This is a genomic window from Streptomyces sp. NPDC058335 (assembly GCF_042723915.1).
GTDB lineage: Bacteria > Actinomycetota > Actinomycetes > Streptomycetales > Streptomycetaceae > Streptomyces.
Genome location: NZ_JBHXHX010000005.1, coordinates 1 through 23,763, shown reverse-complemented (window position 1 = coordinate 23,763; position 23,763 = coordinate 1). Strand labels below are relative to the sequence as shown.

General features: G+C 73.1%; 14 protein-coding genes. 4 read left to right on the top strand and 10 right to left on the bottom strand.

The window, feature by feature from the left end; translation table 11 throughout:
- Positions 1–77: 77 nt before the first annotated feature.
- Entirely contained in the window at positions 78–1,457 is a 1,380-nt protein-coding gene (locus ACFWJX_RS10340) for a DUF4157 domain-containing protein (protein ID WP_383239763.1), read from the bottom strand.
- 374 nt (positions 1,458–1,831) lie between these two features.
- Here ACFWJX_RS10340 and ACFWJX_RS10335 point away from each other — a divergent pair, with 374 nt between their 5' ends.
- Positions 1,832–3,247 carry a hydrolase gene (locus tag ACFWJX_RS10335; protein ID WP_383239760.1) on the top strand — a complete coding sequence of 472 codons (1,416 nt, stop codon included), beginning with the start codon at positions 1,832–1,834 and terminating at the stop codon, positions 3,245–3,247.
- A 133-nt stretch (positions 3,248–3,380) separates the two neighbouring features.
- Positions 3,381–4,763: a ricin-type beta-trefoil lectin domain protein gene (locus ACFWJX_RS10330; RefSeq protein ID WP_383239757.1), complete on the top strand. Its 1,383-nt coding sequence runs from the start codon at positions 3,381–3,383 to the stop codon at positions 4,761–4,763.
- A 28-nt stretch (positions 4,764–4,791) separates the two neighbouring features.
- Here the strand turns inward: ACFWJX_RS10330 and ACFWJX_RS10325 are convergent, their stop codons facing one another.
- From ACFWJX_RS10325 to ACFWJX_RS10315, 3 genes are all read right to left on the bottom strand, one after another.
- Entirely contained in the window at positions 4,792–6,768 is a 1,977-nt protein-coding gene (locus ACFWJX_RS10325; protein WP_383239755.1) for an AAA family ATPase, read from the bottom strand.
- The gene (locus tag ACFWJX_RS10320; RefSeq protein ID WP_383239752.1) at positions 6,765–7,418 is read right to left on the bottom strand and encodes a DUF4255 domain-containing protein; all 654 of its coding nucleotides are present in this window, start codon (positions 7,416–7,418) and stop codon (positions 6,765–6,767) included. The genes ACFWJX_RS10325 and ACFWJX_RS10320 overlap by 4 nt, the downstream gene beginning before the upstream one ends.
- A 182-nt stretch (positions 7,419–7,600) precedes the next feature.
- Positions 7,601–8,260, bottom strand: a complete 660-nt coding sequence (locus ACFWJX_RS10315; RefSeq protein ID WP_383240793.1) for a LuxR C-terminal-related transcriptional regulator — start codon at positions 8,258–8,260, stop codon at positions 7,601–7,603.
- A gap of 348 nt (positions 8,261–8,608) precedes the next feature.
- Between ACFWJX_RS10315 and ACFWJX_RS10310 the strand changes: the two genes are divergently transcribed.
- Positions 8,609–11,521: an AAA family ATPase gene (locus ACFWJX_RS10310; protein WP_383239749.1), complete on the top strand. Its 2,913-nt coding sequence runs from the start codon at positions 8,609–8,611 to the stop codon at positions 11,519–11,521.
- Positions 11,522–11,530: 9 nt separating this feature from the next.
- Here the strand turns inward: ACFWJX_RS10310 and ACFWJX_RS10305 are convergent, their stop codons facing one another.
- The 6 genes from ACFWJX_RS10305 to ACFWJX_RS10280 form a co-directional block, all read right to left on the bottom strand.
- On the bottom strand, positions 11,531–12,286 hold the full coding sequence (locus ACFWJX_RS10305) for a hypothetical protein (protein ID WP_383239747.1): 756 nt from the start codon (positions 12,284–12,286) through the stop codon (positions 11,531–11,533).
- Positions 12,287–12,296: 10 nt separating this feature from the next.
- Positions 12,297–13,181: a DNA-processing protein DprA gene (locus ACFWJX_RS10300; protein WP_383239745.1), complete on the bottom strand. Its 885-nt coding sequence runs from the start codon at positions 13,179–13,181 to the stop codon at positions 12,297–12,299.
- A 49-nt stretch (positions 13,182–13,230) separates the two neighbouring features.
- Positions 13,231–18,507: a hypothetical protein gene (locus ACFWJX_RS10295; protein ID WP_383239742.1), complete on the bottom strand. Its 5,277-nt coding sequence runs from the start codon at positions 18,505–18,507 to the stop codon at positions 13,231–13,233.
- A gap of 931 nt (positions 18,508–19,438) precedes the next feature.
- Positions 19,439–20,626, bottom strand: a complete 1,188-nt coding sequence (locus tag ACFWJX_RS10290; RefSeq protein ID WP_383239739.1) for an HTTM domain-containing protein — start codon at positions 20,624–20,626, stop codon at positions 19,439–19,441.
- Complete coding sequence (locus tag ACFWJX_RS10285) at positions 20,616–21,317, bottom strand: DUF5819 family protein (RefSeq protein ID WP_383239736.1); 702 nt, start codon at positions 21,315–21,317, stop codon at positions 20,616–20,618. Before ACFWJX_RS10285 ends, ACFWJX_RS10290 begins: the two co-directional genes overlap by 11 nt.
- 157 nt (positions 21,318–21,474) lie before the next feature.
- Complete coding sequence (locus ACFWJX_RS10280) at positions 21,475–22,713, bottom strand: ice-binding family protein (protein WP_383239733.1); 1,239 nt, start codon at positions 22,711–22,713, stop codon at positions 21,475–21,477.
- Between the two features lie 69 nt (positions 22,714–22,782).
- On the opposite strand from ACFWJX_RS10280, the gene ACFWJX_RS10275 reads away from it, so the two are divergent.
- Positions 22,783–23,229 (top strand): hypothetical protein, encoded by a 447-nt coding sequence (locus ACFWJX_RS10275; protein ID WP_383239730.1) that lies wholly within the window; start codon positions 22,783–22,785, stop codon positions 23,227–23,229.
- The last annotated feature ends 534 nt before the right edge of the window (positions 23,230–23,763 follow it).

The following is a 23,763-nucleotide window of genomic DNA, read 5'->3' as shown; positions in this document are numbered from 1 at the left end:
GGCAGGGGGGTTGCCCTCAGGGGCAACGGCGGCGGGCGGCCCCGGCCGGGCGGTCCCGCGGCGCGGGCATGCCCGTCCTACTTCCGCAGGCCGCCGAACTCCGCGCGGTAGCCGTCCTTCTCGGCGTCCGTGGGCGTGGGCGGCCGGGTGTTCCGCAGGGCATCGGGCGGATCGCCGGGAGTGCCGGTCAGCGCCTCCTGCACATCGGTTCCCATGGTGAAGACCTGCATGCTCCGCAGGTCCACCGGACCGCGGGCCTGGATCTCACCGCCGTTGTAGAAGCCGACGTCGTGCTCCGGACCGACCACGACGGTGACCATCATGCCGACCTCGTGCTCGCCCTGCCTGCCGTATCCCTCCACGAACTGGGCCCGGTCGCCCCGGCCCATGCCCGAGGCGCCCACGGCGGCGCCGCGCGCGATGTCCTCCCTGGGGGCGAAGGGGACGAACGAGGTGTTGTGCGTGTCGAAGTCCGGCAGCCATCCGGAGCCCAGGGGCGGGATGGCGCCGTCCCCGATCACCTGGTGCCAGGTCGGGTGCCAGCGGGGGATGCCGCGGTACAGCACCAGGCCGCCGTTCAGGTAGCGCGTGATGTGCCCCGCCAGTTCCGGATCGACGGCCCCGTTGGTCACCGACAGGTCGTGGATGAAGGCGTTCCCGCCGGCCGGCGTCCTGAAGTGGTAGTAGGCGCCCTGGCGGGTCGTGGTGACCGATTCGTCACCGATGCGCAGGGTGACCGGTGCCGGGCCCTGCTGTTCCTGCTTCTGTTCCTGCTTCTGCCAGGGCATCCGCATGCGCTGCACGGTGTTCCCGTGGTCCGCGGACCGGGCCGGCCCGGACATGGCTTCCCCGTCCCGCCGTTCCGGTGCCGGGGCCGACATCACCCGGTGGGCGTTGGCCTCCGCCTCCCGCTCGTAGCGGTCCGAAGGGTCGCTGATCCGCAGGCCGCTGCCGTTGTCCGTGCCCGCGACGGGGCCCTTGCGCTGCTGGATGACGTGCGTCAGCTCGTGCGCCAGGGTGTGCGGGTCGGCACCGCCGTCGCCGATGACGACATGACTGCCGGAGGTGTAGGCGCGGGCGCCCACCTCGGCGGCGGAACGGCGGGCGGTCGCGTCGGTGTGCAGGCGTACGTCCGTGAAGTCGGCGCCGAGACGGGACTCCATGTCCTGGCGGACGGGGGTGGGCAGGGGGGAACCGGGAGAGGCGATGACCTGGTTCACGGCGCTGCGCTGGACCGGGGCGTGCCCGCAGCCGGCGTCGTGGGTGTGGCGTTCCTGCTCCGCGACGGCGGCCACGGCGGTGTTGCCGGCGGCACGTTGCAGGGCGAGGATCGCCTCGGGCGAGCGGGTGCCGACGGCGTGGTTGAGGGGCAGGGGCCCGGTCCGAGTGCCGCGGGGGATCCGCGGGCCCCGGACGGCGGCCCTGGTCGTGTCCGGCGACTGATCCTGGCTACGCATACGAATCCCTGGGACGAGGCCACGGTGACGGTAACCATCCATCCTGTGGGGGTGGGTGGGGGTGTGGGGAGGACCTTGGGGGCAGACCTGGGGGCAGAGGGGGGCGAGATCCGGGGATTTCTCCGCCCCCGTCCCCCCGGACCTCGGCGTCCTCGAACTCCCCGGACGGGCTCAGTGGCGGACCGCCGCCTTTCGAGTCACCGAGTCGGGTGTGGGTGGGCATCGGCCGGGGAGGCAGGGGGCGGAGCCCATGGGTGGTACCGCTGCCGACCTCGCCTGCCGGACCCCGAGGGCAACTCCCCCGGGCCAGGGGGCACATGGAGCTGCCCCCAGGCCTCTGACCGGCGCCGGGGGCACCCCTTAGCGTGAGGCGCGTGAGCCTGTGGACCTCTCTCGAACCTGCCTCCGCGACCGTCGACCCCGGCGCCAGCACCCGCGTACGGCTGCGGGTGCGCAACACCGGTGACGTCGTCGACGAGTACCGCTTCGAGCCGGTGGGGAGTGTGGCTCCCTGGACGACGGTGGAGCCGCCGACCCTGCGGCTGTTCCCCGGTACGACGGGAACGGTGGAGCTGACGTTCGCTCCTCCCCGCACTCCGGACGCGACGGCGGGCCCGAACCCGTACGCCGTGCGGATCACGCCGACCGAGCACCCGGACGCCGTGACCGTCCCGGAGGGCAATCTGACGGTCACTTCGTTCACGGAGGTGCGCGCCGAGCTGGTGCCGCCGACCGTGAAGGGACGGTTCCGCGGCCGCCCCCGCCTCGCGATCGACAACCTCGGCAACACCCGCGTCACCGCCTCCCTCAGCGGCGCCGACACCGGCGACCGCCTGGCGTACGACCTCCAGCCGGGCAACGTACAGATCGAGCCCGGCCGAGCCGTCTTCGTCGACGCGACGCTCCGCCCCCGGCAGATCATCTGGTTCGGGTCGAAGGAGGAGCAGCCGTACAGTCTGGCCGTACGGCGGTCGGGGGCCCAGCCCCTGGAGATCGACGGGACGTTCGTGCAGCGCGGGTTCCTGCCGCGCTGGCTCGCCACCGCGCTGAGCCTCAGTCTCGCGCTGGCGATCGCGTTCGTGATGATCTGGCTGGCCTACAAGCCCCAGGTCCGCAGTCTGGCCGCGGAGAAGCTGGAGCAGGCCGGCGTCAGCACGCTCCCGCCGCCCAGCCCGAGCGCCCCGGGCAATGTGAACACCAGCCCGCCGCCGCCCCCGGCGGAGAAGTCCGAGGACGAGCCCGCGGCCTCGGCCAGCCCTCAGGCCGGCGGAGGCGGTGGCGGTGGCGGCGGTGGTGGCGCGTCCGAGGAGGAGAAGCCGAAGGAGCGGACCGCCGCCACGGCCGTACAGGAGATGGCGGCCCGCAGCGACGGCCGGCACATCTGCTACCGCGCCTACGTCGCCGACCGCGGCTGGCAGGACCCGGTGTGCGACGGCGCCGAGGCGGGCACGGTCGGCAAGGACCTGCCGATCAAGGCGCTCAACATCGCCGTGTCGGGGACGAAGGGCACGGCGGGGAACGGCGCCCATGTGGTCGAGGAGTGGCTGACGGGCGACAAGTGGTCGTCGGCGGCCGACGGGATCGACATGTACATCGGGTCGACGAAGGAGGCGGTCTCCCCGCTCCAGGGCTTCACCATCAAGGTCAACGACGGCTCGGTCTGCCAGAACACCCACGTCGCGAACAAGGGCTGGATGGGCCTGGGCTGCACGAAGCCCGCCGACTGGATGTACGGCGGCAGCCCGATGGAGGAGGCCCAGAACCTGGAGGCGGTCCGCCTCACCGTCTGAGCCGTTCAAGGCTGCGGCGGCTGCGGGGGCTATGGGAGGGCTACGAACGGGGCATCCCGCCCGTCCCCTTCGGGCAGCGGTCCTGCCCCTCAGCCTCCTGACGGGCCGCCGCCCCCCGGCTTAGCGTCGACAGGTGACTCTGTGGACTTCCCTGGAACCGGCTTCCGCGACGGTGGACCCTGGTGGCAGCACCCGCGTACGGCTGCGGGTGCGCAACACCGGTGACGTCGTCGACGAGTACCGCTTCGAGCCGGTGGGGAGTGTGGCTCCCTGGACGACGGTGGAGCCGCCGACCCTGCGGCTGTTCCCCGGTACGACGGGAACGGTGGAGCTGACGTTCGCTCCTCCCCGCACTCCGGACGCGACGGCGGGCCCGAACCCGTACGCCGTGCGGATCACGCCGACCGAGCACCCGGACGCCGTGACCGTCCCCGAGGGCAATCTGACCGTCACCCCGTTCACGGAGGTGCGCGCCGAGCTGGTGCCGCCCACCGTGAAGGGACGGTTCCGCGGCCGCCCCCGCCTCGCGATCGACAACCTCGGCAACACCCGTCTGACGGCGTCCGTCGCGGGCGGCGACAACGGCGACCACCTGTCGTACGACATCCGGCCGGGCAGCGTACAGATCGAGCCGGGGCGCGCGGTGTTCGTCGACGCGACGCTCCGCCCGCGGGAGATCATCTGGTTCGGGTCGAAGGAGCAGCGGCCGTACGCCCTCACCGTGCAGCGGTCGGGTGTGGTGCCGCTGGCGGTGGACGGGACGTTCGTGCAGCGCGGGTTCCTGCCGCGCTGGCTGGCGACCGCGCTGAGCGTGAGCGTCGCGCTGGCGATCGCGTTCGTGATGATCTGGCTGGCGTACAAGCCGGCCGTCACCAGCGGCGCCACCGAGAAACTCGCGGAAGCCGGTTCCACGGCGTTGCCCAGCCCGGTCGAATCGGCGCCGTCCGCGCCGAAGACCGACGCCTCGGCCGCGCCCCTGCCGAGCCCCGAGGCCCCCTCGGTCCCGGCGGAGGAGGACGACACCGGCACCTCAGGGTCCACCGGCTCGTCCGGATCGGGCGGCAGCGGCAGCGGTGGCACGACCGGCGGCGGTACGGCGCCCAAGGCCAGCCCGAAGCCGGTGCCGGGGCAGCTGATCATCGGGCAGGCCTCCGACCGGTGCATCGACGTCACCGGCTCGCGGGACGGCAAGGGGCGCGACGGCACCCCGCTCCAGATCTACGACTGCTCCGGGACCGCCAACCAGAAGTGGGTCTTCAACGGCGACGGCACGGTCCGCTCGCTCGGCATGTGCATGGACGTCGCCTGGGGTTCGCGGGAGGACGGGGCGGTCATCCAGCTGGCCCGGTGCAGCGGCAACCCCGCCCAGCAGTTCGTGCTGAGCACCGCCGGTGACCTGGTCAATCCGCAGGCCGACAAGTGTGTCGACGTCAAGGACGGCGGCACCGGCAACGAGTCCAAGCTCCAGCTGTGGACCTGCTCGGGCACGCCGAACCAGAAGTGGCGGGTGAAGTAGTCCCTTACGGTGCCAGGGGAGGGGCGGCCTACCAGCCCGCCCCTCCCGGCACCAGCCGCCCCGCCTTGCGGTACTCGCGGCGGGCCCCCTCCATCAGATCCCCCTCGCCGACCGGCTCCCCGCGCCCGGCCGCCAGGTAGGCGGCGGTGACGACGGCGCTGCGGATCGAGCCGCCGGCCAGCTCGAAGTCCTTGGCCTGCGGGGACGGGTCGATGCCGGGCGCGCACGGCACGTGGGAGAGGCAGTGCCGCCACAGGGCCACGCGCTGCTCGGCGTCGGGGAACGGGAAGTCGACGACCAGGTCGAGGCGGCGGGTGAAGGCCTCGTCGATGTTGGCGCGCAGGTTGGTGGTGAGCAGCGCGATGCCGTCGAAGGACTCCAGCCGCTGGAGCAGGTAGGCGCTCTCCATGTTCGCGTACCGGTCGTGCGAGTCCTTCACCTCGGACCGCTTGCCGAAGACGGCGTCGGCCTCGTCGAACAGCAGCACGGCGTCGGTGCGGTCGGCCTCGGTGAAGATGCGTTCCAAATTCTTCTCGGTCTCGCCGACGTACTTGTCGACGATGGAGGACAGCTGGACGACGTAGAGGTCCAGGCCCAGTTCGGCGGCGACGACCTCGGCGGACAGGGTCTTTCCGGTGCCGGACTCGCCCGCGAACAGGCCGAGCACGCCCCGGCCCCGGCCGCCGCCCGCGCTGAGCCGCCATTCGCCGAGGACCCGGTCGCGGTGGCGGGCGCGCAGGGCGAGTTCGCGCAGCTGGGTCAGCGGCCGGTCGGGCAGGACGAGGTCCTCCCAGCCGACCTCGGGCCGGATCCGGCGGGCGTGCCGCTCCAGCCCGGACGCCGACTGCTGCCGGGCGGCGAGGCGGACATGGGCGGCGGTGAGCGGGCCGCCGTCGAAGGCGGCGAGGGAGAGGGCGGCGTGTGCGGCCCGCGCGACCCGTTCCCCGCCGAGCCGGTACGGCGCCACGGCGGTCGCCAGATCGAACGTGCCGGCCTCCGGGCCGAGCGCCGCCGCCCAGGCCGCCGTGGAGCCCGCCTGCCGGCGCGGGGCGTCCAGGACCAGCGGGTCGTGGGCGCTCCAGTGCGGGTCATAGGGGCGGGGGTCGGTCAGCAGCACGGTCACGTCGCTCGCCGCCGTCAACGCGCCGACGAGCGGAGCCGGTTGTTCGGGCAGGCCGGACAGGACGACGGCCCGGCCGCCGAGCCGGGCCTCGCGCAGCAGCTCGGGGACGCGGTCCTCGGGGCCGGTGTAGCGCAGTGCTCCGAGGCCGGCCGCGGCCAGGGCGGCGGCGATTCCGGCCAGTCCGTCGCCCTCGCGGTGTTCGCGCAGATGGACGGTGAGGGGGCCGTGCCGCAGCCGGGCGGCGAGCCGGGCGACGAAGTGGGTGTGGTCGGCGTCGTCGGTGGGCAGCACGTCCGGCATGGCCAGGAGGTGGCCGTGCAGGGCGGCGTCCGGGGTGTCGTCGCCGAGGAGGTGGGCGAGGAGCCGGTCGGGGACGCGCAAGGGCCGGGACAGGAAGGGGCGTTCGGGTTCCTCGACGTCCAGCAGGCCGAGCGTGCGCAGGGGCGCGGCGGTGTGGAACCGGGCGCGTGCCGCCGCTAGGTGGGTGGGCGTCCCGCACAGCTCCAGGGCCAGCCCGACGGTGGCCCGCCGCCGGCTGACGTCGTCGTTGAGATAGCCGTAGAGCGGCTCGAAGCCCCGGTCGAGGTCGGGGGCGAGGGCGATGAGGAGGATCGCCGTGTCGAGGGGGGTGAGGGCGAGCCGGGTGGCGAGGCGGTCGAGCGGGTCACCGGCGGCGGACGGCGGGACCGTGTCCGGGGGCGCGAGGGCGGGTGGCTCCGCCGCCAGCAGGTGCCGTACCGCCTCCTCGGAGAGGTAGAGGCCGCGCAGGGGGTCGTCGGCGGTGGGGTCGCCGGCGGCACGGTGGTCGACCAGCTCGGCGACCCGCGCGCGCAGCTCGGCGACCCGCGCGAGCAGAGGGGTCGGCGGGGGGATGTCGGTCACGGGCGCTTGCGGGCCTCTCGGGCGGCCGCCACCTGGTGCGGGCGGTGCGCGCGTTCGCCGGACGCGGGCGGGTCGCCGTCCAGGCCGCGCACGCGGACGGCCGCGCCCTCGGTGACCGGCGGTCCGGCGTCGTACTCGGGGTACGCCGGGAAGGGCGCGGTCACCACCAGGTCCAGGGACGGCTTGAGTTCACCGCCGAGCGCGGACCAGATCTCCGCGAGGGACCGCGACTCGGTGTGCAGCCCGGCGACCGTCAACGGCACGGCGAGGCCCAGGGCGCCCAGTGCGCCCGGGAGTTCGTCGGCGGGGAGCAGTTCGCGCGGCAGCACGGTCGCCAACACGGCGGAGAGCAGCCGGTGTTCGTCCTGCGGGGTCCGCGTCCACGCCGTCACGAGGTACGACAGCCGGAACCAGCGCGGGGGCTGGCGGCGCCGTACGACGATGTCCCGCTCGTCCCGCACCGAGACCTGGCCGCGCTGCCGGCGGGCCACGTCCTCGCGGATGTCGTACAAGTAGGCGTTGATCGTGGGGGCGTTGCGACGGGCCGCCCAGTCGCGGGTCGGCGCCTCGAAGGAGACGTCGATGTCGGAACCCGCCAGCGCGCCGCCGCCCAGGAGGCCCTTGAGGACCTCGTCCACCTCGTGGATCACCGTCGTGTGCTCCTCAACCGCCGTGCCGAGCAGGTTTCTTCGGCCGTTCTTTCGCCCGTTCCCTCGCCCGCGGGGCCCATCTGCCGAGTGTGCCGTGCGGGTCGGTCAGGCCGCAGGCGCGCCGGGGTCGGCGGGCGGGCAGAAGGCGCTGCCCGCGTGTCCGCCTTCGAGTGCCCGTTCGGTCAGATGTAGCCTTCCCGCAGGGCATATGCCACGGCATGCGCCCGGTTGCGCAGATGCAGTCGCGTGGTCAGTCCGTGCATGACGTTCTTGACGGTCCGTTCGGAGTAGGACAGCTTGCTGGCGATCTCTCCGGTGTCCAGGCCCTCGGCGACCAGCCGCAGCACGTCCACCTCTCGGGGCGCGAGCCCCAGCGAGGGGGCGCCGGGCCGGTTCGCCGCGCCCCGGTGCAGGCTGCCCACCTGGCTGATCAGCCGGCCGAGTAGATCGGCGGGCAGGTCGCCGTCGCCGCGTGCGGCGGCCGTCACCGCCTGCACCAGCCGGTTCGCGGTGGCCTCGCGGCGCCACACGATCGCGCCGACCCCGCACTCGATGACGTCGAGCAACTCGTTCTCGCGGATCGTGCCCACGACCAGCACGGCGCGCCCGCCCTCGCTGCGCACGACCCGGCGCAGCCGGGCCAGCGCCGCCTCGTCGAGGCAGTCCTCGATCAGCAGCGACACCGTGCCGACGCCGGACTCCTCCCGGATCTCGACCTCCGGACGGGAGCGGAGCTGGCTGACGGCTCCCTCACGCGAGAGGGGATCGCAGGCCTGCACGGAGACGGGCGTACGGCGCGGGGTGCCGCTGATACCCGTGCCGGTACCGGTATGTGCGCTGATGACGACGCTGGTGATGTCGGATGTCCGGGGTGCGCTGAGCAACCGTTTCCCCCCTGTTCACGAGCCCGCCATTCGGCGCGGGCCGGAGGCGGGAGGACATGTTCCACACTTCTGTGACCGCTGGGGCGGGCGCAATCGTGGAGCACCACGAGGCGCACCACGAGACCAGCGGACCGGCCACCACGAGAAACGCCGAGCGCGGATATCACAGCAGGTCAGAGGGGGTTCAGGGGGCGAGGTGCGGGGTCCGTGGAACCGTCCCCTCCGCACCGTGAGCATCGCCACAACGACCGTACGCCCCCGTCGGAACCCGTGCGCGGGAATTCCCGTCCAGCCCAGGAGGCAGGCATGACCGGACCGTTGCGGGAACGCGAGGAGGCGCACGCGCTGCTCGCGGCCGAGGCCGAGCGCGCCCGAGCGGGCGGCGGCCGGTTCGTCCTGCTGCGCGGAGCCACCGGAACCGGCCGCTCCGCCATGCTGGAGGCCGCCGTCGCCCACGCGGCCGGCCGCGGCCTGCGCGTGCTGCGCGCCCGCTGCTCCCCCGAGGACACCGCCGTACCGTTCTCCTCCGTCCTCCAGCTCCTCGGTCCGGTACCGGAGTTCGCCGACCTGACCCCCGACCTCGACGACCGGGGCAGCGCGGCCCGGCTGTGGCGTCTGCTGCGCTCGTACGCCGCCCGGTCGCCGGTGCTGGTGGCGGTGGACGACGTCCACCTCGCCGACGAGGCCTCCCGGCGCTGGCTGGTGGAGGCCGCCCGCCGCGTCGACCGATTACCGGTACTGGTGGTGGCCACCGAACGCAGCCAGTACGACATCGACCCCCGGCCCCCGGGACTGACCCACGCCCTCTCCCCCTCCCTGATCCGCACCCACACCCTCGCCCCGCTCACCGACACCGCCGCGGCCGGACTGGTCCGGGCCGCCTTCCCCACGGCCCCCGACGAATGGACCGCCGACTGCGTGCGCGCCGGCGCGGGCAGCCCCCTGCTCCTGCACGCCCTCCTCGACGACCTGCACGACACCCCGCCGCCGTCCCCCGTACCGGATACCTGCGCCGCCCTGTACCCCGGCGCCTACCCGGCGGCCGTCTCCTGGTGGCTGGACACCACGGGCCCCACGACGGCGGAGACCGCCCGCACCCTGGCGGCCCTGGAACAGGCAGACCAGGCCCCGCCCCGTACGGTCGCCCCCATCTGCTCGGTCTCCCCCGCCCCCCTCGCCACCACGGCCGCCCTTCTCGCCGACGCCACCGGCGCGGACCCCGCCCGGGTGGCCGGGTGGCTCACCGCGATGACACGGCTGGGGCTGCTGCGGGGGGACGCGCAGGGCCGGCCCCGCTACGCCCACCCCCTGCTGCGGGACGCCGTACTCAGCGGCTGGCCGGGCGCCCGCCGCCGGGCCGCGCATCTCGCGGTCGCCGAGGCGATGCTGCGGCGCGGGGACCGGGTCGACGCCGTGGCCCGGCAGTTGCTGGGCAGCGGGCCGGTCGGACCGCCGTGGGCGCTGCGGGTGCTGCGGGACGCCGTCGCCGTCGCCGTCCGCGAGGGGCGCCCCGACGACGCCGTCGTCTACCTGCGGCGCGCCCTCGCCGAACCCCTCCCCGACGACCTGCGGCAACGGCTGCTGACCGAACTGGGCTCGCTGGAGTACGCCTCCGCCGACGCCCCGGCCGGCCTCCCCCGGCTCGCCGAGGCGCTCAACCTCCCGGCGGGACCCCGGGACCGGGTCCGTACGGCCCTCGCGCTGGGCACGGCTCTCGCGGGCCGCGGCGAGGTCCGGGCGGCGGTGGAGGTGCTGCGCGGAGTGGAGGACGGGCTGACCGGCCACCCCGAACTGGTCCGCACGGTGCGGACGGCGTCCGCGCTGCTGTCCGACCAGGACCAGACGGTCCGCCGCGAGGCCTACCGCTGGCTGACCGACACCGCGGAGCGCTCACCGGAACTGGTCGGCGCCACCGGCCAGGCCCTGCTGGTGCGCTACGCGGCGACCGCCGGGGCGAGTTCGGCGCGGGCGGCGATGGCCCGGCTGCGGGCCCTGCTGACCGAACCTGCGGAACCGCTTGCCGAGCCTTTCCTGTTGGGCACCGTGGCGGCCGTGGCCCAGTGGGCCGACGAACTCGACGAGGCGGAACGCCTGGTCGAGCGCGGCCTGGCCGGCCAACGCCCCTCCCTCCTCCACCCCATGCAACGGGCCCTGCACGACGTCCGCCTGGACATCACGGCGGCCCGCGGTGAGTACACCCGCCTGCTGTCGGAGGCCGACGCGGGCACGGAAGCGGCTGACGGTACGGAAACGGCTGTAGGTACGGAAACCGCTACCGAAACAGAAACCGCTACCGAAACAGGCACCCGCCCCCACACCCATCCGCACACCCACACCCACACCCGCTCCCACGCTCCGGCCACGGGCGGCCCCACCAACGCCCACGCCCACGCCCTCCTCGCCCTCGTCGAAACCGGCCGCACGGCGGAGGCACGGCACCTCGCGGCCCGCTTCGACCTGCGGGGCGCGCCCGACTCCTGGGAGCTGAACCGCTTCCTGTACGCACGCGGCACCCTCCGCTTCTCCCACGGAGACATCACCGGCGCCCTGCACGACTTCCTGGAGTGCGGCCGCCGCCAGTCGGCCCGCGCCGTGCTCAGCCCCGTGGTCACGCCCTGGCGGTCGGCGGCGGCCCGCTGCCGGCTGGCCCTCGGCAGCCCACGCGAGGCGGTCGCCCTGGCCGAGGAGGAACTGCGGCTGGCCCGCGTGTGGGACACCCCGCGCACGGTCGGCCGGGCCCTGCGCGTCCTGGCCCGAGTGACCGGCGGCCGACGAGGCCTGGAACTCGCCGAGGAGGCGGTGGCCCTGCTCCGCGACTCCCCGGCGGACGCCGACCTGATCGCCGCCCTCCTCACCCAGGGCCGCCTCCTGTCCACCACCGGCGACCGGTCCCGCGCCCGCGACAGCCTCCGCGAGGCCGCCGAACGCGCCGAACGCCTCGGCGCCGTACGCCTGCGCTCCCGAGCCGAGGAGGCCCTGCGGGCGGGCGGCGCCCGCCGCACCACCACCGCCCACACCGGCTCCGCCTCCCTCACCGGCAGCGAACGCCGCATCGCGGAACTCGCCGCCACCGGCCGCACCAACACAGAGATAGCCGACCTCCTCCACATAGCCCGCCGCACCGTGGAAACCCACCTCACAAGCGCCTACCGAAAACTGGGCATCCGCCGCCGGGGCGAACTGGGGGAGGCGCTGAAGGGGGAGGCGGAGGGGCACTGAACGGTGGAATCAGACGCGGGCATGCTGCCAGTGGCGCAGCGCGCAGACACCCCAGGAGAAGCTGCGCAGGCGGGCCTGTTCGACGAGCGAGGCGGTCTCCCCGAAGGTGAGGTTGAGATGCCGCCCGAGGACGACCACGGCCACGGTGGCGGCGCCGGCCGCCTTCAGAGCCGCCGCGGCGGACTGGGCGTGCTGCCCCGAGGCCCAGGTGTCGTCGATGAGCAGGACGTTCTCGCCCCAGAGTCCGGCGGCGGCATAGCGCGAGGCAGATGCCGTACGACCGAGCGTGGGCGCGTCCGCCGCGGGTCTGAGGAGGTCACGGTGGCGCGCGCGGGTGGCGCCGATCATGTCGGCCACCATGGTGCGAAGGGGGTGGCCCGCACGGCCGCTGGTGCTGGGCACGGTGGTGACCACGTCGAAGGCGGGTACCGCGCAGTGAGCCGCGATACAGCTCTCGTGCAGGGCGAGGAAGTGCCAGAGCACGGCGGCGAGCCCCGTACGGAAGTACTGCTGCTGCGCGCCCGCCGCGTTCTTGTAGCGCCACAGTTCGTTGGCGTACTGCCCGCTCTTGACTGCGAGGCTGACCGGGACCACGGCGTCGGCGACCCCGCTGCCGAGGACTCTTCTGGCCTCCTGGCACGGCCGGCAGTGGGGGTAGCCTGCCTTCGCCGTGCCACGGCAGATCTGGCAGACACCGGGGCCGGGCAGCAGCGGGTGGACTAGGAAGTTGGCGTAACGGGCGGATAACTCGCCGACGGTTGCCATGCGGTCCCCGTCAGGCCCAGGTGAGCTCGCCCGTGGTGGGGACGAGCGAGTCGAGTTGGCCGAATACGTCGTCCGGGCCGTCGATGACGGTCGTGTTGGGACGGTCCGCGTACTCCCGGGCCCACTCGTGGACCATGAGGGAGCGCATGAGGAAGACCCGGCGGCCGTGTTCCAGGGCGAGGCGGGCCTGCATGCGGGCGCCGCTGCGATAGGCCGCCTCGACGACCACGGTGGCCAGGCTGTAACCGCTCATCACGGCGTTGCGCATGGGGAACGACGCCTTCGAGGGTTGTGCGTCCGGCCAGAACTGGGAGATCACGAGACCCTTCTCGGCGATCTCCTCCTGAAGGCGGGCGTTCTGCGCCGGATAGACGCGCCGCAGGCCCGTACCGACGACGGCGACCGTACGGCCGCCGACGGCGAGGGCGGTGCCATGGGCGGCGGTGTCGATCCCTGCGGCCAGGCCGCTGACCACGGTCACACCGCGCTCGGCGAGTCCACCCGCGATGGCGCGGGCGTGGGCGACGCCCTGCGGGGTCGGCGTGCGGGTACCGACGACAGCGACCCGCCGGTCGTCCTCGACGGACGTTCCCCGCTGGAACAGGAACGGGGGCCGCTGGTGGACGAGCCGCAGATAGAGCGGGTAGTCCTCGTCCAGGATCGTCACGAGCCGCATGCCCTCGCGCTCCCACGTGGCGATCTCGGCGGCGACGGCATCCAGGTCCACGGCGGGCCCGGTGTCGAAGAGAGCACCCTGGCCGGAGACGTCGAGGGCGTCGTTGAGAACGTCGCGGGCGCTTCCCACCGCCTCGACCTGGTCGGTGAGCTGGGACCACGTGCGATCGCCACGCCGCAGCAGCGCGACGAGAGCGGCACGCTCCAGTTCATGGTCCATGGCTCGAGTATAGGGACGGCATTCCGGTCGGTCTCCCTGTCGGCGATGCCTACGAACCGTCCGTCCCCTCCGCCGCCGCCCGCACCCCGAGCAGGTCGTCCCTGTCCTCCAGGTGGGCCGCGTTCGAGTGGTCGGTGAGGAGGTGGCGGGCTGTCGGGGCCGGGAGGCGGAGGATCACCGGGGTGGGGAGGGTGAGGTCCTGGACGGCGGTCGACGCGGTGCCGCCTCGGACGCGGTCGGTGACGCGGGCGACCACGCGCACGTCCAGTGTGAACTGGGCGAGTACGGACGCGGACCTGGGTTTGTGGACCGGCATCGAGCCGGCCGCGTTCGCGGCGGTCGCCGTCGCGCTGCCGGAGCCGTCGACGGTGCCGAGAAGCTGGTTCATGCGGAACTGGTCGGCGTTGAGCACGCCCGCGCCGAACAGGCCGCGCGCGGTCGAGCCGTGCTCGTTCGACTGCTGCCCGTCCGCGCCCGTGGGACGCGGCGCGTCCAGGCCGCTCTGCGCCACCGTCTCGAACGTCATCTCGTCGCCGACGCCCAGCACCCGCCCGCTCCGCAGCCGGGCGTGCAGCGAGGTGCGCAGGTCCTGGCCGGACGCGCCGGTCGCGTGCACCGGCGGCAGGTCCACACCCGCCGCGGTCAGCAGCGGCAGCGCCGAGATCAGCCACTCCGTGGACACCGCCTCGCGCAGCAGGTGGTACGCCGCCTCGCCGCGTGTCCGGAAGCGGTTACCGCCCCCCGCCCGCTGAACGGCCTCGTCGACCGCCTGCTGCACCTTCGGCGCCCCCGAGAAGCCGTTGACCTGCGCCTCCATCGGCAGCCGGAAGCCGCCGGCCCGCCACGGCCCGAGCCGGTCGGCGCGCGCGTCGTCCCCTCCGGCGGCACGACGGACCCCGGCCTGCGCGGGCGGCACCGGCGCGATCCGGGACAGGGCGTGCAGGTCGGCGTTGAGCACCCGGTGCGTCAGCGACAGGCCGTCCAACCGCGTGAGGGCCACCCGGCGGTCGCCCGACCAGACCTCCAGCGACGCCTGGATCGGTACGTTCATCCGCGACGAAGGCGCCTTCGCCTCGGCAACCGTTTTCACGCCCAGCTGTGCCCGCCCCGCCGACGCCGTACGCCGCGCGTCGCTCCACCCGAGGCCCAGACCGGCCGCCCCGCCGACGCTCTTGAACTGCCCGGTCCCGCCGTCCGGCTTTCCGGCACCCGCGAGGACCGCCTCGACACCCCGCGAGTCGCTCTCGTCGTGGGCGGACGCCTGCTGCGCGGCGGCGGAGGTGATGTACTCCATGTCCCGCCCGTCGGACGCCGTGTCCACGTACGTGCCGGGCCCCGTCCGCCGGACGGCGAACACCGCCCGGTACGGCCGCTTGCGCCCGTCGAGGAGTTCCACCCCCACCCCGCCGTCCATCGCGCTCGACAGCAGGCCCGCCGAACCGTCCCGGTCGAGAACCCGCAGCAGGCGCTGCACGTTGTCGTTGCGGTCCGCCGACTGCGTGCGGGGCAGCAGGTCGTCGGCGAGGGACCGGTCCAGCCGGCCCCGCATCCGCTCCAGCAGCGGCACGAAGTCGGGCAGGTCCTCGATCATCCCGAAGCCGAGCGGCAGGTTCCGCGCGAGACCGGGCACGGGAGCGGGCGGCACGAGGGGCGCGGCCCCGGACCCGAGGGCGGCCGAGGCCTCCCCCGCCCTTCCGGCCCGCTCGGCCGCCGCCGTCCCCCCGGCCCTCTCGGGCTCCTTGCCCTTCCGTGAGGAACCGCCCCGCCCGTCGGAAACCGCTTCCGCAACCCTGGCCCCCGCCCCCGCCCCCGGCACCCGCAACCCCGCTGCCCGCGCCTGCGCCTCCGTCAGCCACACGGCGACCGCGCCCGGCACCGTACGCCCGCCGCGCGCGACGTACGGCCCGCCGCCCGTGACCGTGACCTCCGCGACCATGCGCAGCACGAGATCGCACTGCACGAGATACAGCGGGCTCTTGCGCGAGGTGTGGGCGTTGCGTTCGACCGTGCCGGAGAGGGTGAGGGCGGAGGTGTCGCCGCTGCCGAGGCTGCGGCCCGCGGCCACGCCCTGCCCGAGGCGCCACTCGGCGCCGTTCTCGGAGCCCATCAGCCCGCCCTGCAAGGCGGTGTTGTGGCTGACACCCTCCTGCCCGGTGACCTGGTGGCCGCCCAGCACGAACGTCTCGGTGCCGGGCCCGGTCGCCTGGTGCACGATCCTCGGGCCGGTGAGCGCGAACCGGGTGCCGACCGCGCCGGACAGCCCGGCGAGGCGGCGCGGATGGCGCAGGTTCTTCACGACCCACCCGGCGGAGACGCCCTGCCGCAGGGCGGCGGTGACGGCCTGCGGGCTGAAGCGTTCCTCCAGGGTGTTCCGGGGCGCGAGGCCCTCCGTCTGGAGGGCCCGGTCCTCGCGGGCCTCCTTGCCGCGGGCGGCGGCCTTCGCCAGCAGCTCGAACGCCAGCTCGCGTACGGGCCCGCCGTCGCCGACCGTCTCCACCAGCGTCCAGTCCCGCACCCCCTTGCCGCCCATCTGCCGCGGGGCGAGCCCGGCGAGGTCACCGATGCCGGCCGCCGCGAACTCCGTACGGACGTCCCGGTGCGCGGCGGCACGCGCCCCGGTCGCCGAGTCGAGCCGTTCCTTGCCCGCGCCGTCCATCGTGAAGGCGGTCGGCGTGAGCAGCCGGACGTCCTGCTCGTCCATGCGCAGTCCGCCGAGAAGCCTGGCCTCGGGCGTGTCCTGGCCGGGCGCGCCAGGGGTGAGGGCGCGGGCGGCCTTGCGCTGCCGGCTGGTCATGGTGACGTCGACGCTCAGGCCGAGAGCCCCGCCGAACGCGCTCGCGTCCTCGGAGCCGTTGGTGAGGACGTCGGTGCGTACGGTCGGCCCGCCCTGCCCGCGCCGGGTCGTCGTGCGGGTGCGGTCGGCGCGGACCGAGGCGGTGAGGGCGCCGGGGACCAGCCGGAACTGGCCGAGGGCCATCCCGCCGATGGTGCGCGAACTGGCGCGCCCGCTCTGGGTGTTGGAGGTGACGCCGGTGTGGCTGCGCACCAACCAGTCCTTGGCGTCACCGAGGTAACCGGTTTCGCGGAGCGATCCGGTGACCCGCAGTTGTACGTCGTGGGCGTGGAACCGGGTCTTGCGGCGCAGCCGCACCCGTACGCCCGTGGACAGCAACTGGTCCTTGTTGACACGGAGGTTGGTCTCCGACAGAACGGTGACCAGCTCGCGGTAGTTCTGCCGCTGGACCTCCGCCTCCTCCGCGCCGACGTTCCCGGGCTGCCGGTCGGCGCCGAACGCGGGCAGATAACCGGCCAGGCGCGGATCGGTGCCGAACAGGTCGAGGACGGCCTTCATCATCGGTGCGGTGTCGAGCTGACTGATGGCCACGCTGGAGCCCATGGCCCCGAAGGGAAGATGCCGCACGACGTGCGAGGGCACCTCGGGTACGTCGGACATCTCGGACCCCCCGACCACCCGCGCCGCCTCGCCGTCCCGCCCGGCCGCCCGCGTCGCCTCCTCACCGGCGAGGGTCCCCGGCCCTGTCGAACTTCCGGCCTCCCCCTTCCGAAGACGTGCCGCCTCCGCCCCCTCCGTCCCGTCCCGCTCCGGCCGCGTGAGAAAGTCCCCCGCGCTCACCCCCTCCGGCAGCGGCAGCCCCAGTTCCCGTGCCTCGTCGGCGCGCAGGCTGATCCACACCTTCATCGCGTGCTGGGCCGTGCGGTCGCCGCGCCCCGCCCGGACGAGCGGCGACTCGGGCCCCGTGCCCTCGACGGTGAACCGGACGGTGCCCAGGTACAGGACCTTGTCGCCGCGCACCTCCGCGCCCTGCCGGCTGGACACGGTCTGCTCGGCGACGGTGAACCGCGCCTTGCGGGCGCCCGCGAGCGGCATCGCCGTACCGCGGACGGCGGCGGCGTTGCCGAGGACGCCGACACCGATCGCGGGCCCGACGCCGAAGGTGCCGCCCCGGCCCTTGCCCGCCGCGTCGGTCACCGAGTGCTGGGTCTGCTGGTGGGTACGCAACTGTGTCCTGCCGGTGGCCCAGCCGGGCGCCAGCTCGGTGATCGCGGCCCGCATCCGGTACGTCCCGGTGGTGGACCCGTCCCGGCTGGTCAGGTCCTCGCCGATGACTCCGTCGCGGAGCAGCCGGGGCATGTCCTCCAGGACGGTCGCGGTGGCCGTGGCCTCGTACAGCCGGGCCCGGCCGGGTGCTCCGGGCCAGGTCAGGGACGGGTGCAGCACGGAGGCGACCGCGTCGAAAAGGCCGCCGCCCCCTCCGTGCGGGGCGGCGCGGTCGGCGACGGCGAGGGGGGCCATGGAGTCGGCCAGGGAGACCTTGCGGGCGGTCTCGGCGCGCAGTCGGCGCGGGCGGCGCGGCGCCCCGGCGGTCACCGGCACGAGGTGTTCGGTGGGCACCCGCATGGTGAGGGAACCGGTTCCGGAAAAGGTCTGGGCGCCGGGGGTGCCGTCCTTGGCGATGCGTACGCCGTACCGGACCCGGCGGGGAACCTCGACGGACCCCTTGTCGCTGCGCAGGACGCGCGGCTCGGCGGTGCCGCGCTGGGTGCGGGTGTCCCGGGACGACTGGAAGGGCTGCGCGGTCGCGGTCATCGCGCCGCCGACCCAGACGCCGGGGGCGACGGGCGCCAGCCCGAACGCGGTGACGGCCGCGCCCGAGCCGGCGGAGGAGCCGGCGGACTGGGCGACGGTGGCGGAGGTGTTGTGATGCACGTCGATCTTGGTGGCCGCGTCGAGGGGGTCGCCGCCGCCGGGGGCGAAGGTGCCGGGACGGTCGTCGTCGGCGGGGGTCAGGGTGACGGTGACGTCGTAGCGGTCCTGGCCGCGCGGCCCGGTGAGGGCGAACGCGCGGCCCCGCCCGGAGAAGGTCTCGGGGCGCCCGGCCAGCTCCGCGGCGATGTCGGCGATATCGGTGATCGTCTCGTCGCGGTGGCCGATGACGGTGACGAGGGTGGTGGAGACGAACTCGTGCCCGGTGAGCCCGTACGCCGAGGAGAGCCCCGGGGCCTCGAAGTCCCTTAAGTAGGCTGGGAGTTCGAGGGAGTCGTCGGCGACCTCGGCGATCGGGGCGGGCACGGCGACCGACCGACCGCGCGCCCCACTCGCGCCCAGCGCGCCACTGGGCCCCCGCGCCCCGCGGGCCTCGGAGCGACCGCCCGCGGTCAGGGCGCGTGCGGTCGCCGCGTTGCCCGCCGTCTGCTGGAGCCCGAGCAGCGGGTTCGCCGCGGCCGCCACGCGCGCAGGCCGGGGCGCCCGCTCGGGGGAGCCGCCCCGCCGGTGGTCGTCCGCCGTCTGCCGCTGTCCATGCACGCGCGTCAGCGTAAGGACGGGTCGGCGACCGAAGCGGCTCGCGCGGCGATTGTTCAACTCCCGTACGCCGAAAGGTCGCCGGAGCCGCGCGCGGAGCCCGAACACCCAGGTGGGACGGCGACCGCCCCTGCCCCACCACCCCCCCACGACTACCCGGAACGACCCGCCCGCCTCGACCATTCGGCCGATCCGCGGGGCAGGCGGGCCGCCTGCCGTGAGGAACATGAGAACCGCCTCGCCGCGAGGCTGCGCCCGTGGAGCCGCAGTCGGGGTCCTGCTCGTGCGGTCGGTGTGGATCTGGAGATCGCGTCCGAAGAGGGCTACAGCGTCTGGCCGCCGGCCGCCGTCCTGCCCGGTCGGCGACATGGCGGGCATCGCCGACCTGACCGGTGCGTTCACCACCCCGAGGCCCACCCTCACCGTCGACGCCCCCTCGACGACCTCCCGCACGAGGTTCAGGCGGCGGCCTTCCGCGTGGTCCAGGAGTCCCTGACGAACGCACGCCGCCGACGCCACCACGGTCACCGTCGCCCTGCACCAGAGGCGGGCCGCCTGGAGGTCACGGTGACCGACGACGGCCGAGGCGGCACCCAACTCCCGGTGAGGCCCACGGCGGCGGCTTCGGCCTGGTAGGCCTGAGAGAACGAGTAACCGCCCTGGGCGGCACCCTGGACACGGGCCCCCGCCCGGCATCCCCCGGCTGGCAGGTACGGCCGTCGCTCCCGACCAGGGGCAGAGACCGGCGCGGCTGACCGTCCCGGTGGTGGGCCGCCCCCAGGTGTGGCGTGGCCCTGTCGGTCTTTACGCGTCCACCTGTTCGCACGGCTTCTTCCAGGACGCCACCGGGTACCTTCGGGGCTGCTGAGCAACGGTCGGGTCCCCGTGTTCCAGGTCGCTCCGGCCCGGCCCAGGGCTGGACGACGCCTCCGACTCAGCCGCTCGCCGGGGGGACCTGGGGAGACGCGGGCCCGATGGCAGGCGTGGTGTCTTTCCGACCTGCCGGAGGTACATGCTGCGAGCCGACTGCGCCGCCGGTCCGGCCTTGCGCGGGTACGACTCCGGCCCCCGCTGCCTGTCCGGGTTCGGGGCGCCACCTGTCCTTCCGCCGGGCCGCGCGTCGGCAGAGGTGCGGGAGGAAGGTGTAGAAGCGGTCGGGAAGGAACACGGCGTCCGCGATGATCATCGCGCCGGAGAAGAGGGGCAGCCCCATGAGCACGGCGATGCCGACGTGCATGCCCAGCAACATGGCGAGAACCGGGTACTTGAGCCTGCCGAAGAGTACGAACGGGAAGGCCACCTGCAAGAGCACGGTCGTGTAGCCGGCGATCGCGACCAGGAGGGTGTACTCGGCCACGAAGTGGGAGAGCGCGGGCCAGGGCCGGAAGAGTTCGAGATTCAGGGCGTAGTGGAGTGCGGTGCCGCCGGCCCAGGTGGCTCCCTGCACCTTGTACAGACCGGCTGACCCGTAGAGGAAACAGACCTGTGCCGCGATGACGAACATGCCGCAGTTGTGCACCACCGTGGTCAAGGTGGTTCGGGAATCGTGGAGTTGCCGTGCGAAGGGGCTCCCCGCCGGTTCCGGCGGGCTGCCCGCACGGACCGCCTTCAGCCTGTTTCTGCGCGCGTCCAGGGACCAGCGTCGGCCGCACGCGGTGAGGACGAGGTAGAGGGCCATGAGCAGGACCAGGTTGTCGCCCCCGTCCGTCATGAAGATCGCCCGGCCGTGGAACGACGCCACCAAGACGGCGAAAAGGACGGACGTGGCACGGGTCCGCCAGCCCAGCATGAACAGTGCGGACGTGACAAGGGCCAGCACGTAGCAGAACTCGAAGTAGGCGCGGTCGTCGGACAGGGTCAGGACGCTCTTCCACCCCGTCTGCTCGGAGAGCTGGTGTGCCAGAGCGGGCGTCCACGGAGAGTCAGGGCCCCAGATCTGGGCACGGTGGGGGAACTCGCGCAGCAGAAAGACCAGGTAGAGCAGTCCGTAGCCGATACGCAGCACCGACGCGGCGTACAGGGACACCGGCCGACCGGTCAGAAGGTCCCACGCGGCGCCGATCCGGTCGGCGAGCCACCGGTTGGCGACAGGGGACGTGGTCCTTCGGGCCTCATTCTCCATGGCCGGTCACCTTCCACCAGGGCAGGAGCCGGTTCTCGACCGGCGTCGGGGGACGATCGCCGGCGGCGGCGGCGGTGCCGTGCGCGGCGATGGGCCGTGCGACGACGCGGAGCTGAATGAAGTCGAAGGCTCCGCCGTCGTGGGCGGCGGCGCGGTCCGCGGCGATGTTGCCCAGGTACTTCTGCATCATCAGGGCGCGTTCCGTGCGCGCCTTGTCGTCTCCTCCGTGCGAGTCGACGTAGCCGGCCCAGGCGCGGCGCAACATGTTCTGTGCCGTGTGGCTCGGGAACGGTTGATGCGCGACCGCGGAAGTGTCCATGGCGGTCAGGTCGAACCAAGGACTCACGTGCACCGATCCGTCGCGGTCGGTGCGTGCGGTTCTCGCCAGGATCTGCCGGTTGACGGATTCGGGGTCCGGGGCGAAAAGCCGCCAGTTCTGTTCGAAGTAGGGGTACACCCAAGAATTGATCATCGGGCTGTATCGCTGGGATACGGGGTTGGCCGGTGCCACGTGAAGGAACACCAGAACCACGTGGACGATACTCGCTGCCAGGCACAGTACGACGGCGGTGCACACCCCGGCTTTTAGTGCACGAGCACGTTTCGAGAACCCGGGCGGCGCGGCCGTGGCGTCAGGACATTCCCGCACGACCGGACCTGATTCGGAGTGCTGAACTTCCTTCACGTCCATTGAGTTAATTCCGCTCGACACCGCGCACCCTGTCCTTCTCGTTTCAGCAGCTCGCACCTGCGCTCTGCGCCGGCTGTCACCGACGGCGCGCGGCGGATTCGATGAGAATTCCGCCGCGCGCCGTCATCCCGTGAGCGGACCGGCCGCGGTGCGCTGCCTAGCCCTCGTGGCCCTTGGAGTGGTCGTCGCCCTCGTGGCCCTTGGGCACGTCGTCGTAGCCGAAGTTCTCGTCGTGCTGCTTGCCGTGGTCGAGCTGACCGGGACGGACGTACTGCCCGAGGTCGAGCTTGCCGCCGTGGCCCGGCTTTCCGGGCTTGTCGTCGTGATCCGGCCCGCCCGGCGCCTTGTCGTGCCCGCCGGGCCCGCCGGTGGTGTTCCCGGCGTTGTTGCCCGCGGTGTTACCGCCCGTGGTGTTCCCGGCGGTGTTGCCAGCGGTGTTCCCGGCGTTGTTACCCGCGGTGTTCCCGGACGTGTTGCCGGCCACGTTGCCCGACGTGCCGCCGGTCCCGACGATGGGTCCGCCCAGGAGGCCGCCGCTGACCAGGCCACCGCCGAGAAGACCGCCGCTCGTGGTCGTTCCGGTCGTCGTGCCGGTGGTCGTTCCCGTCGTCGTGCCGGTGGTGGTTCCCGTCGTCGTTCCACCAGTGGTGGAGGTCGCGCACCCGCCGAGGAAGATCCTGTTGTTGTTGAGGGTCACAGAACCTACCTGGGCCAACAACCGGCCCTCGACGTTCGTTCCCTGGTTCGCGGTGATCGAGTTCTCGGCCATGAGGGTGCCCACGAAGCTGGTGGTGACGCCGAGCGACGCGTCTTCGCCGATCTGCCAGAACACGTTGCAGGCCGAGGCGCCGTTGGTGAGGAGAATCCGGCTGGAGGTTGCCGTCGTCAGGGATTCGGGAATCTGGAAGACCCAGACCGCGTCGGAGCTTCCCTGACCGTCCAGGATCAGGTCGCCGGTGATACCGACACCGGCCGTGGCGCGGTAGACGCCGGGAAGCAGCGCCGGACCCCCGCCGATTCCCGCCGGAAGGGCGAAGTCCGGCGCCTGGCCGGCGGCGTTGTTGTACGCCACGAGGAGGTCGGCCTTGGCCTGGAGTGCTGCCGCGTCCGCAGCGTGGATGGCACCTCCCACCTGGCCGGGCGGGAATCCGGTGATGGACGGGGTCGGGTGCGTCCCGAGGTCGTGGGCGAGCACCGAGTTGCCGGTGTTGGTGACTCCCGCACCTGCCAGCACGGAGTAACTGGCGGCCGTGCCCAGAGGTACGGGCAGTGCGATAGCCGACGCCGCCGTTGGCGTAAGGAAGACCATCGCCGCGGAAACTGTTGCGGCGAGGGCCGAGGCCAGCAAACCGGAGAGGGTGCGGCGGCGAGCTGCTTGCGGGATCTTCAGCTTCATCGAAAGGCCATTTCCTGTGGGGGCCGTGGGGTTACCGGGCTCTGCCGATCGCCCGGAAAACCTTGTTCGTTGCTGCCGCCGCATATTACGCAGAAATATCTCCGAGCCAACCTGAACGGGGCGAAGGGAATTGCCAGTCATTCGACCGGAGCACAACACTACGGAAATAGTTATATTTACATTTCTGGCCATCGCCATGCCCTCGAACGGGAGGATCCGACGCCACGAAATCGCCCCCACCAGGCACCGCACGGCTGGTGTTCGCCGGTCGAGCCGCTGGGATGGCCACCGGTCACCCCGGTCGGCGCCGACCCCCTGGCGCTACCGGCGGGAAGGGTGCTCACGCTCTTGCCGCCGGCCGCCTGGCGGCTCATGGGGCGGCGCGGCTGGCCGGTCGACCGGTTCCAGGGTGCAGGTGCCACCACCGATGCCGATTACCTTGCCGTCGAGCGCGCGGAAATCTGTCGTGGCTGGAGTAGACATTGGGTCGTGGTGTGGTTATGGTTTCTCTCGTAGCCAGAAGGACCGCAGGGCCCGGCAGACACGAACTGGCGGGCAGAAGTACGCAGTTGCAGTACGCAGGTTGTAGTGCGCAGTTGCAGTTGGCAGGGCGGTTCGGTGGTGGAGTGTCGAAGCCAGGTTTGTTGCAGGACGGCGACGGGACTGACGACCGGACCGGGTGGCCCGCAGTGATCAGGGGCCGCCGTGTGCAGGACCAGCAGTGAAGTGAGTGAGCGGTACCTCGGTGAAGGCGTCGGCTGCGGACGCGCGCACCGGGAGGTCCGGCAGTGGGGTTCCAAGCCAGAGCAGACGCAGGACGGGCGACGGGGCTGGCTGCCGGAGAGTGACGGTGGCGCTGTCACAGGCCACTGAGCAGTTCGCATCACCAGCAGTTCGCATCACCAGCAGTTCGCAGTGGAGCAGTACCAGCAGTACGCAGTCCCCTGTTTGGCAAGCAGTTGATCGCAGAGGGAAGAACGGAGGAGCCGAGCGCCATCAGGATCGCCCGGGTCGATGTGTTGAACCCGGGTACCGCAGGACATCGATAGT

Coding starts and splice junctions, on each gene's coding strand:
- ACFWJX_RS10340 (WP_383239763.1), bottom strand. CDS start 1,457: ATGCGTAGCCAGGATCAGTCGCCGGACACGACCAGGGCCGCCGTCCGG.
- ACFWJX_RS10310 (WP_383239749.1), top strand. CDS start 8,609: ATGACCGGACCGTTGCGGGAACGCGAGGAGGCGCACGCGCTGCTCGCG.
- ACFWJX_RS10305 (WP_383239747.1), bottom strand. CDS start 12,286: ATGGCAACCGTCGGCGAGTTATCCGCCCGTTACGCCAACTTCCTAGTC.
- ACFWJX_RS10300 (WP_383239745.1), bottom strand. CDS start 13,181: ATGGACCATGAACTGGAGCGTGCCGCTCTCGTCGCGCTGCTGCGGCGT.
- ACFWJX_RS10290 (WP_383239739.1), bottom strand. CDS start 20,626: ATGGAGAATGAGGCCCGAAGGACCACGTCCCCTGTCGCCAACCGGTGG.
- ACFWJX_RS10285 (WP_383239736.1), bottom strand. CDS start 21,317: ATGGACGTGAAGGAAGTTCAGCACTCCGAATCAGGTCCGGTCGTGCGG.
- ACFWJX_RS10280 (WP_383239733.1), bottom strand. CDS start 22,713: ATGAAGCTGAAGATCCCGCAAGCAGCTCGCCGCCGCACCCTCTCCGGT.